Source organism: Arthrobacter sp. GMC3 (assembly GCF_002929305.1).
GTDB lineage: Bacteria > Actinomycetota > Actinomycetes > Actinomycetales > Micrococcaceae > Specibacter.
This window is the reverse complement of the sequence record NZ_PJIO01000027.1, coordinates 1-8770: the sequence shown is the minus strand read 5'-3', so window position 1 is coordinate 8770 and position 8770 is coordinate 1. Positions and strand designations below refer to the sequence as shown.

Annotated in this window: 13 protein-coding genes; 5 read left to right on the top strand and 8 right to left on the bottom strand. The window is 59.7% G+C overall.

Annotated elements, in window-relative coordinates; genetic code table 11:
• The coding region (locus tag CXQ94_RS22325) for a hypothetical protein (RefSeq protein ID WP_146070395.1) at nucleotides 1-290 on the bottom strand (290 nt) is incomplete at its 3' end.
• Nucleotides 291-570: 280 nt separating this feature from the next.
• On the opposite strand from CXQ94_RS22325, the gene CXQ94_RS20955 reads away from it, so the two are divergent.
• Complete coding sequence (locus tag CXQ94_RS20955) at nucleotides 571-1542, top strand: hypothetical protein (RefSeq protein WP_104092542.1); 972 nt, start codon at nucleotides 571-573, stop codon at nucleotides 1540-1542.
• Between the two features lie 194 nt (nucleotides 1543-1736).
• Here the strand turns inward: CXQ94_RS20955 and CXQ94_RS20950 are convergent, their stop codons facing one another.
• A complete protein-coding gene (locus CXQ94_RS20950; protein WP_104092541.1) occupies nucleotides 1737-2540 on the bottom strand; it encodes an NAD(P)H-binding protein in 804 nt (267 codons plus the stop codon).
• Nucleotides 2541-2620: 80 nt separating this feature from the next.
• Between CXQ94_RS20950 and CXQ94_RS20945 the strand changes: the two genes are divergently transcribed.
• The gene (locus tag CXQ94_RS20945) at nucleotides 2621-3034 is read left to right on the top strand and encodes a helix-turn-helix domain-containing protein (protein WP_104092540.1); all 414 of its coding nucleotides are present in this window, start codon (nucleotides 2621-2623) and stop codon (nucleotides 3032-3034) included.
• Nucleotides 3035-3146: 112 nt separating this feature from the next.
• Here CXQ94_RS20945 and CXQ94_RS20940 read toward each other — a convergent pair whose 3' ends face one another.
• Complete coding sequence (locus tag CXQ94_RS20940; protein ID WP_104092539.1) at nucleotides 3147-3719, bottom strand: nitroreductase family protein; 573 nt, start codon at nucleotides 3717-3719, stop codon at nucleotides 3147-3149.
• A gap of 372 nt (nucleotides 3720-4091) precedes the next feature.
• On the opposite strand from CXQ94_RS20940, the gene CXQ94_RS22320 reads away from it, so the two are divergent.
• From CXQ94_RS22320 to CXQ94_RS23200, 3 genes are read left to right on the top strand one after another with little or no spacing between them, the layout of a single operon-like run.
• Nucleotides 4092-4322, top strand: coding sequence for a hypothetical protein (locus CXQ94_RS22320; protein ID WP_146070393.1), 231 nt, complete (start codon nucleotides 4092-4094; stop codon nucleotides 4320-4322).
• Nucleotides 4306-4917 carry a sulfurtransferase gene (locus CXQ94_RS23205; protein ID WP_258067293.1) on the top strand — a complete coding sequence of 204 codons (612 nt, stop codon included), beginning with the start codon at nucleotides 4306-4308 and terminating at the stop codon, nucleotides 4915-4917. The genes CXQ94_RS22320 and CXQ94_RS23205 overlap by 17 nt, the downstream gene beginning before the upstream one ends.
• Nucleotides 4914-5219: a sulfurtransferase gene (locus CXQ94_RS23200; RefSeq protein WP_258067292.1), complete on the top strand. Its 306-nt coding sequence runs from the start codon at nucleotides 4914-4916 to the stop codon at nucleotides 5217-5219. Before CXQ94_RS23205 ends, CXQ94_RS23200 begins: the two co-directional genes overlap by 4 nt.
• Before the next feature lie 55 nt (nucleotides 5220-5274).
• Here CXQ94_RS23200 and CXQ94_RS20920 read toward each other — a convergent pair whose 3' ends face one another.
• From CXQ94_RS20920 to CXQ94_RS20900, 5 genes are all read right to left on the bottom strand, one after another.
• Nucleotides 5275-5508 carry a hypothetical protein gene (locus CXQ94_RS20920; protein WP_104092536.1) on the bottom strand — a complete coding sequence of 78 codons (234 nt, stop codon included), beginning with the start codon at nucleotides 5506-5508 and terminating at the stop codon, nucleotides 5275-5277.
• Nucleotides 5509-5517: 9 nt separating this feature from the next.
• Nucleotides 5518-6030, bottom strand: coding sequence for a hypothetical protein (locus CXQ94_RS20915; protein WP_104092535.1), 513 nt, complete (start codon nucleotides 6028-6030; stop codon nucleotides 5518-5520).
• A gap of 208 nt (nucleotides 6031-6238) precedes the next feature.
• The gene (locus CXQ94_RS20910; RefSeq protein ID WP_104092534.1) at nucleotides 6239-6628 is read right to left on the bottom strand and encodes a hypothetical protein; all 390 of its coding nucleotides are present in this window, start codon (nucleotides 6626-6628) and stop codon (nucleotides 6239-6241) included.
• Between the two features lie 93 nt (nucleotides 6629-6721).
• Nucleotides 6722-7156, bottom strand: a complete 435-nt coding sequence (locus CXQ94_RS20905; RefSeq protein ID WP_146070392.1) for a hypothetical protein — start codon at nucleotides 7154-7156, stop codon at nucleotides 6722-6724.
• A gap of 102 nt (nucleotides 7157-7258) precedes the next feature.
• Nucleotides 7259-8509 (bottom strand): MFS transporter, encoded by a 1251-nt coding sequence (locus tag CXQ94_RS20900; protein ID WP_104092532.1) that lies wholly within the window; start codon nucleotides 8507-8509, stop codon nucleotides 7259-7261.
• Nucleotides 8510-8770 lie beyond the last annotated feature (261 nt).

Genomic DNA, 8770 nt, shown 5'->3' with positions numbered 1-8770 from the left:
GAGGTCAGTTTTTGAATGCCTCCCAGGTTCGTGATCCCCAGGTTGTAACAGTTGAGCTGGGTGATGCCAGCAGCCTGAGTTGTCGAGACGGGTGCGGTATCAGGCTGGCCGAGTCGCTGATTGACACAGGCCTGCAACGCTGGGTCGGCGAAGCTTACATCGGCCGCATTCGCAGGAGCGGCAGCAAGAAGCGAACTAAGGCCAAGGCCCGCAACCAAAGCGATCGACCCCAGCACCGTGGTGGGCGGCCGGCGACGGAGATTTCTGAGATTTGCTGATCTGATGGTCATGGTTCTTCTTTCTTTTGTGCGTAAGTTGTCGGAGTGGGCGGCCCCCAGGTGATGGGCCGATGGGTTAATTCCGACGCGCAGTAACTGCCCCTATGGATAGAGAGTGGGTCCAGGGCGGATTATGACGACACGGAGATGAACATCTTTTTTCCGCAGCAGATTTTGCCGGCTCCACACTCTTTGACGCGAAACGGTAGGGCTGGCAGGTGGTGTTTAGACGCGGTTGGAGTCAAAACCGGCGCCAATGTGAAGAGCGATCTGGAGTGGTAACCTGACTCCCATGAGTCTCGAGACGTACCTGTCATCCCTTTCCCAGCCACGAAGAGCCTTGGCCGCTATGCTGACGGCCAAGGCTTCGATACTCGCTGCGGAACGGACGGATATTCAAGAGTTCGTCTTCATCCCTGGCAGCAAGCACCTAACATGGGACGATAGTGAAGCCGTGTTGTGGCGAGCGGTTGAGCAGATGATGCTCGTGTCGCCTGCAGGCGAGGACGAATTGCCAATCATCTGGATTGGCTACGACGTGGCAAGGCGATTCACGAGTAAGCGCGAAGCGCAGGGGTTCCTCGTCACTGATCGGCGAGTGATCGTGAAGGATACTGTGGATTTAGTGTTTAGCAAGGGTGAGGAACGGCAGTACCCGCTCTACATCGGGCCGCATGGTATTGCCGGATCCTCTGCCACGATCGCCTCTGCGGCGATCGCAAGCTACGACTGGGAGGATGCCGGCTCGCTCGTTGATGCCGAAGATGCCGAGTGGTTCAGCCAGCTGCTTGTCTCGGTGATCACAATGATCCTTCATGCGCTATCGAGCACTGGTGTTGAGATAGTCGCCGAACCCCCTGCCTCGAGTGATCTTCGGGGGCGTGTGAAAGAACTCGGCCTGGACTCTGACGTGAAGTATTCTGACGACAAGGCCCATGCCAAGCACTTCGCGAAGTTCGCGAAGAAGATCCCGCTAGAGGCAGGCGAACAGATTCTCGCCTCCTTCAGTGCCGGCACCCTGGCCGGTGTTTACGGCTTCATGCTCACCGACCGCAGCGTGCGATCACGCGACCTGATGGAGGAGCCCGTAAGCACTCAGCGCTCTCGGGTTGATGCTGCGGCGGTGAGAGTGAGCCCCGGGGACAAGCACAAAATTATCGTCGCCGCTGGCGAGGTGCACGATATCCCAAGCCACTTGAGCGAACGCGCGGCAGCCTCGCTGGTGACTCTCATTCAAGAATGGGCAGACCAACGGATAAACTAATCCATACCGTATCGAGAGACGGCATCGACAAACCGCTGAGAGCAATAGTTAGCGGCCGCCCCGCAGAGCGTTCGGCTTGCAGGCGGTGCGATGAATGCCCGGGGCTGTTCAACCGCACGCGACTTTCGTGTGGCCTGTCGGGTGGAGTTAGCGGGCCTGGCCGGTATCTCCAGTCCCGGCCCGCTCCGAGGCTCTTAGTGTTGAATTGCTGCCCCTGCAACCAGGGTCGGGTCCATCGGGGACCGGGCGATGAGGGTTTCGAGATCGTTGGTTGTTCTTGCGAGGAAGTCGTTGGCGACGGACGAGTAGATCGAGAGCAGCATGCTGGGCTGGAAGGGCAACAGGCCACCGGCGCTGAGGGCCCCGCGTCGGGCGTTGAGGGTTTCTGGCTGGTAGTCGAGACCCGCATGCTGGGCTACGTCTTGGGCCGTGATCGCTTGGGACCCCACCAGGTCATACACCTGCCCCGCATGTGGTTTGGGGTTGCTGGCCACGACGGATGCTGCCTCTGCCAGATCCGCCCGGGCGACAACGGCCACGGCACCGGTTCCCAACGGGGCCGTAACGACATCACCCGTTGGAGCCATGAGCGCGCCGAGTAGTTCGGCATAGATCCCGTTGCGCAAGATGGTCCATCGCAGTGGGCTGTTGCGAATGCGGCGCTCGGTCCAGCGGTGGGCCAGCGCAAAGCCCAGGTGGTCACCATCCGTGGCAAGGCTCGTGTAAACGATGTGTTGCACGCCGTCCCGCTCCGCGGCGGCCACGGCATGGTCGTGACGGGCAATCACGACGTCGTCCTCGGCGTAGCCGGCTGAGACCAGAACGAGCGTATCGACGCCCGTGAAATCCAACGTGCCAGGATCGTCGAAATCAACGCGCCGCTCACTGCTCCATTCCGTGGGGTTGCGTGTCCCGCCAATGACGGGCACGTTCGCGGCGGTCAACGATTCGACAATGGCGCGGCTCAACTGGCCGTGGGCACCGGTAACTAAGATCATGGAGCATTCCCCTCGTGGTTCTGAAAAGTAACTATGATCATCTTCAGTAACCATCACGCATCGCACAAGGAGGCACTTTGATGTCACAAGGTCACATGGAAGTAACCGCTCAGCTCGATCCCTGCGGCAAGGCGGATCACCCAGATTGTGGGATCAGGGATGTGCTCAGTCGTGTCGGGGATAAATGGTCAGTTCTTGTGATCGTCGAGCTTGCCACGGGCACCAGACGATTCAGGGAACTTCAACGAGCCATCGATGGCATCTCTCAGCGAATGCTCACACTCACCGTCCGAAGGCTGGAACGCGACGGGCTCGTGAACCGGACAGTTTTCCCCACGGTTCCGGCGCAGGTGACCTACGAGCTCACGAGCCTGGGTTCCAGCCTCACCCAACTGGTAAAACAACTCGCCGACTGGTCACTCGCGCACCGGGACGTCATCGCAGAATCCCGCACCAACTACGATGCATCAAACCCAGAGAACACGATTCGCTAACCCGTCCGAGGAAGAATTCGGCGATTGGAATCTCCAAACGAACACTACTGACGGCATCTCGCACTGTTATCGTCCCGCAGGAGGTTGGTTGTTGCTACTACATTGCACGTGTTTAGTTTCGTGCCCAGGTGATGTCGTCCAGGCTTTCGCGGTCTCGGCTGGTTCCCGGTGCCACGATCTCGCCAGCGGCATGCGCGGCAGTGCCAAACGCGGTCATCGAGGTCGCCTCCCAGTGAGAGGGGACTGCGAACTCCGCTGCGATGCCCTCGCGGTCAAACGCACGGAACTGATGGGCATCTAGACCCATCGCCAGGCCTTGGATCGTCATATGCGCTACGGCTTGGCCGAGATCGTACCGGGCGAACTCCGAAAACTCCCAGTCTTCGGTGCCCTCGACGCGGACATGTGCTAGGTTCACCACCAGCAGCGACGCGCCAGGGGCCCACTGGGCGGAGCTTCGTGCCAAGTAGCGCACGATTTGGGCGTGGTTCGTATCGCCACGTCGAGCAACGATGAATTTCCAAGGTTGCGAGTTGCCCGCAGACGGCGCACGCCTGGCAGCTTCCAGTAGTGCGTCGACATGGTTCGTCGTCACCGTAGCGCTGGTGTCGAAACGTACCGGGCTGAACCGCTCAGCAAGGACAGGATGCAATTCAGGAACGGCTGGAACATCACAAAGTGTCATGCTCCCATTCTCCAACACCGACGCCCCGAGGAGCTCACCGTCTGCCCGGGCTCAATTCCGGCTCATATCTCATGATCGCCTGATGGGTTGGCCAAAGATTGAGAACATCATGTCGGAGCACCTTTGTTTGGAGCAGCTTTCGGTGGAGCATGCACCAGAGGTGGTTGAACTCTTAGCAGACCCTTCAATATACGAACCTACCGGCGGCGAGGCGGCGTCGTTTGATCAGTTGCAACGACGCCACGCAAAGCAGGCGGTTGGACACTCCGAGGACCGGTCACAGGGGTGGTTCACTGGATCGTGAAAACCCAGAGCAGTTGCGTGCCAGTGGGGTTTGTCCAAGCGACCCTGGAGCGCAAGGGGTCCGAGATAGTGGCAAACATTGCCTGGGTCATTTCACCGAACCGCCAGGGCCAGGAGATGCCCTCCGAAGCCACACCGGCGACGTCCTGCTGGTTGCAATCCAAAGGTGTGCACAGCTTTTTGCATACACCCATCCCACTCATCACCGGCTTACAGGACGCCTGCGGTGGTGCGTCGCATCCATCGCAGTATGCCCACATCATGGAATATTTTTGCTCAAAATATGGACACATCGACTAGCCTGCATTCTATGGACGACAGCCGGATAACCCAAGAAGATCTTCCACCCTTTGTTGATGCCCCATGGCTCAAGGCGCACCGAAGTAGCGTTGTCACCGCTGATGTTCGCTGGTACCTCGACGGTGCGTCGGGCCGTGCTGCCTACGATGGCGGGCATCTTCCAGATGCGGTGTTCGTGGACCTGGACGCATGGCTGTCGGGCAAATCGGGACCACACGGGCTGAACCCGCTTCCCGACTCTGAAGTGTTCGCACCTGGAATGTCCTCCCTGGGAATCGGCGACGACACGACCGTCATTGCCTACGACGACGCGGGGGGAGTCATCGCCGCGCGTCTCGTCCGGATGCTGCGCGCGCTCGGGCATCGGGCAGCGTTGCTCGACGGCGGGATCGACGCATTGAACGGACAGCTGGCGACGGCGCCCGCGAAGCTGACGCCCGCGACCTTCACGCCGTCTCCGTGGCCCGAGGCGCGCCTCACCCAGCTTGAGGACATCACGGCAGGGGCTGCCGGGATCATCATCGATGCCCGCGCTTCGACGGAAGCCTCCAGCTGCCCACCGATCCCCAAGCCGGACACATCCCTGGCGCAGTGAACGTCCCGTGCCGTGGGATCCTCGCCCCCGATGGACGCCTGCGCCCGATCGCAGAGGTCCGAGGAGCGTTTGTGAAGGTTGGGATCGAAGACGCGACTGCTGTCATCTCCTACCGTTGCTCAGGCATCACGGCCTGCCACAACCTTCTCGCTCTCGAGCATGCAGGACTCGGCCGCGGACGTCTCTACGCAGGCGGATGGACAGAGTGCGGAGCCGAGCCTCGCCGCCTAACCGAGCTGGGCCGACAGCCGACCTGCGATGCCTGCTCGAGTCGATTCCACGACCTCCATCCTGAAGCCTGAAGACCGTCTCAGTCTGGCCGGCGAGGGGTTCCTTTTTTGGGCTGGCGGTCGCTGTCTAGGAGTTTTCTCGGTAGGCGTGCAGGATCTGATCGGGCAGGGAGTTCGAGGCGTGTTCAGCCCGCTCTGCAGCAGCAGTAGCTTTCTTCTTTAGCTGATACTCATTGATGAGAGCTGGGGCAACTGTCCAGGCAAGAACAACCAGCTTGACCCACATGGGCAGGTCCGCGATGAACGACATCACCACAGCAAAAAGAAAAGTGGCTACATAAACGTACCGGAACACCTTCATTGGATGAACCTACCAGCCAGCATCTGCCGTGTCGGGGCCGCTGTCGTCCCTCCGGGCCCGCACTTCGCCAGCCATGAAGCGTCGATAAGACGCGGCCGTGGACATCAGCATCGATCCCCATCCGAGCAACGTGAAGTAGATTCCCAGAAACAGAAACGAGAAGGCAGCCGAGAAGGTGTCGGGGCGTCCAAAGTTCACAATCCAGCCAACCGTGTAGGCAATGAACACCACAAGGGCAGTGAGCCAGAGAATTTTTCCGCTGAGCGGGTGCATGTTCCAGTCCCGTAAGACCCTCACCCTCTCTTGCGAACGGGTCTCTCCCGCAAAGGATACGACACACCCGCCAGCAAGCGGCAAGAACATCAAAGCCATCAGCAGGGGATCGTTGCCGTTCCCCGCCCCGGCAACATTGACAACATTCAACATGCCCACGCCCAACCCTCCCAACACGGCGGCGGTGCCAGCCAGCATCCAAAGGCGCCGTTGACGTCCCACCATCTGCCATAGATTCCCCAAGGTCATCCACCCATCCTAGGCGTGTCCACAGCGCACTCGAACGCTGCCACCCTCCGGGACCGCCGGCACCGTCCGGCCTCACCCCAAACACACTCTTCCCAACGGAAATCTCAAGACAACACACGAAAGCCAGCCAATGCCCCGATCAGCGTTCCTCTTAGGGATGGTTGAGTAGGTGGCGCCAACAACAGAGATATTCGACAGGTTTTGGGGTTTAAGAGCTATTGGAAGTGGCCCAGAACCGTATGCTGAGCAGGAGAATTGCCACAGGTACGGCGCAGAGAACGAGGAATGCCCACGAGGTGGCCAGACCGTTTTTGCGATGCCTGAGTGCCACCGTGAGCGACGGTATGAAGAAAGGTAGGTATAAGACCCCAAACGCGAATAGGGTGATTTCGAGTTCGCCTTCGTAGCATCCATTCCCCCACCAGGTGTCCGCCGTGCAATCCATTCGTGAGAACCATTCGCGGAGGCCCCACACGAGAAAGAACGTCGCGGGTATGGCAATAACGGCTCCTACAAGACTGATGACAGCCATGACCTTTTGCGTCTGGGTCATTTTCCGTTTACCAAGTTGAACAAGGCGGTTCGTCTTTTCGATCATGTTTAGAGCGTATGCGGTAGGGGTTCCCCTGCGGGCACGGGAACCATTCTTTTAGTGCTTGCGGCGCTTATGACGGACGTAGCGGGAAAGTTCCTAGTGGTCAGAAATGAGAATGTTGTCTGAGATCTTGGTCCAGCCCGATTCAGTTTTTCCAGGATCGGAGTCATCGCCTTGAAGAATGGTTGAATATAGGTCATTCATCGACGACATTTTCACGATTTCGCCGCTGCCCTTGGTCTCGCCACACCCTAGCTGCCACCCGATGTCTCCACCAGATGGGACACGAGCGACGCAAGTTACTCTTGCATCGTCACTCTGGAGAGCAAAGTACCGCACGCCATCTTTGGTGGCGAGCAGGCGCGAACTGGATCTATCCACTGGCGCCTCCACGGTGACGATTGCAGGAAGCTCATCTTCAGGCGTGGCGGCACGCTCCAACACTTTAAGGCCTGTCTGTCCAGAACAGGCACCCAGTAGAAGAACTGCCATACTTGCACCCGCAATGAGCGGAATTGAAACCCGATTCATTTTCTCCCCCAATTCAATTTCGATCGACGCTACAGCACAAGACCCACTACGAACCACAAGACCCCAAGAATCTTGACGCTCGATAGGCTGTCCCGCAGGAGGTTATGCTACCGGGCAAGGTGTGGGTGCAGGGGTTGCGGCCTGGTCTGGGACCGTGGCGCCGCGCTTGTAGAGCGCATCCGGGATAAGAGTAAGGAGTGCTGCCAAGACGAAAAGCGCGCCGATCCAGAGCGGTGCGAGCAGGCCAAGGCCCGAGTCCACCACCACGCCACCCAGCGATGTCCCCAGGAGGATGCCACCTGTGACCACGGTGGGGAGCATCGACATGATGGCCGGGTGCTGTCCGGCGGCCGCGATGGTGCGTGCAGCATGTGCGGAGTTCAATGACACCCCGCTGACTCCAATGGCGATCATCGCCAGGACAACGACCGGCAACGAGGTCGGTGCCGCCCAGAAGGACAGCAGACCGGCGGCGAGTACGATGAGGCCGATGGTGAGCACTCGTACTGGGCCTCGAGACGTCAGCCGCCCCACAGCCCAGTTGCCCAGCACTGATGCGGCGCCGTAGAGGGCAAGCAACCAAGGCACGAGGGCTGGTTCGACCCCGGTGACGCGTTCGAGGATGGTGGGGAAGAAGGCGAACCCGAGGAGCGTCCCTCCGATCGAGAGTCCGGCCGTTGCCAGGGTCAGCCACAATCGGCGGTTTGCCAGCGGCCGGAGCATCTGCCCTAAAGGGAGTGTCGGGGTGCCGACGATGGATGGAACGAAGATGATTATCGCGGCCGCGGCTGCCAGTACCGCAATGGTGTCAATGTGGAATGCCCACTGCCAAGTGACGGCCTGGCCGGCGAACGTCGCCAGCGGCAGCCCGAGTGCCGTTCCGATCGTTACCCCTGCGAAGATCGTGGCGGTTGCCCGCGGTTGGGCGGCACCAGGAACCAGTCGCGTTGCGGTACCCAAGGCAATCGCGAAGTAGGCCGACATCAACGCCCCTGAAACCACGCGCATGGAGAGCATCACCGTCCATGGGGAGATGACACCGATTACCTGCGCCACAGAGAATGCCACGAGCAGCCCGGCGAGGACCATGCGAGGGCCGAAGCGCGACAAGGGCATCCCAAGCAGCCAAGGACCGACGACTTGGCCAGCGGCGAACCCTGAAATCAGCAGCGCCGCAGCACCGATCGAAACACCAACGCCGTCGGCAATGCTGGGCAGCAACCCGGCGGCCATGAACTCGCTGGTGACCATCGCGAATATGCCACCCGCGATGAGCCAAATTGTTGCCGGCACTGGCTCTCTGCCGGTCGCCGTCCGGCTGGCCTCGAGCCGCAGCGTGATCGTTTCAGGCATGTTGGTTTTCCTTCAAGTAGATGGCAACAGCTGATCGCCATCAGCCCTCGGAAGCGGCAACTCCCGAGCTCGCCGGTGTATTCCTTTGCAGCCCACCGCAAACCAAGCCATATGCTGCAAGGGGCCTGTTTACTTAATCCGCGAAGGCATCATCGCGACACAAAACTCTGATCCGTTCAAGGTTCGGCGGATTCAAGCGGTCATTGCAACAGGAGGGGTTCGATTAGTTCGATCGGTTTCTTGAACTCTAGTCGTTTGCGT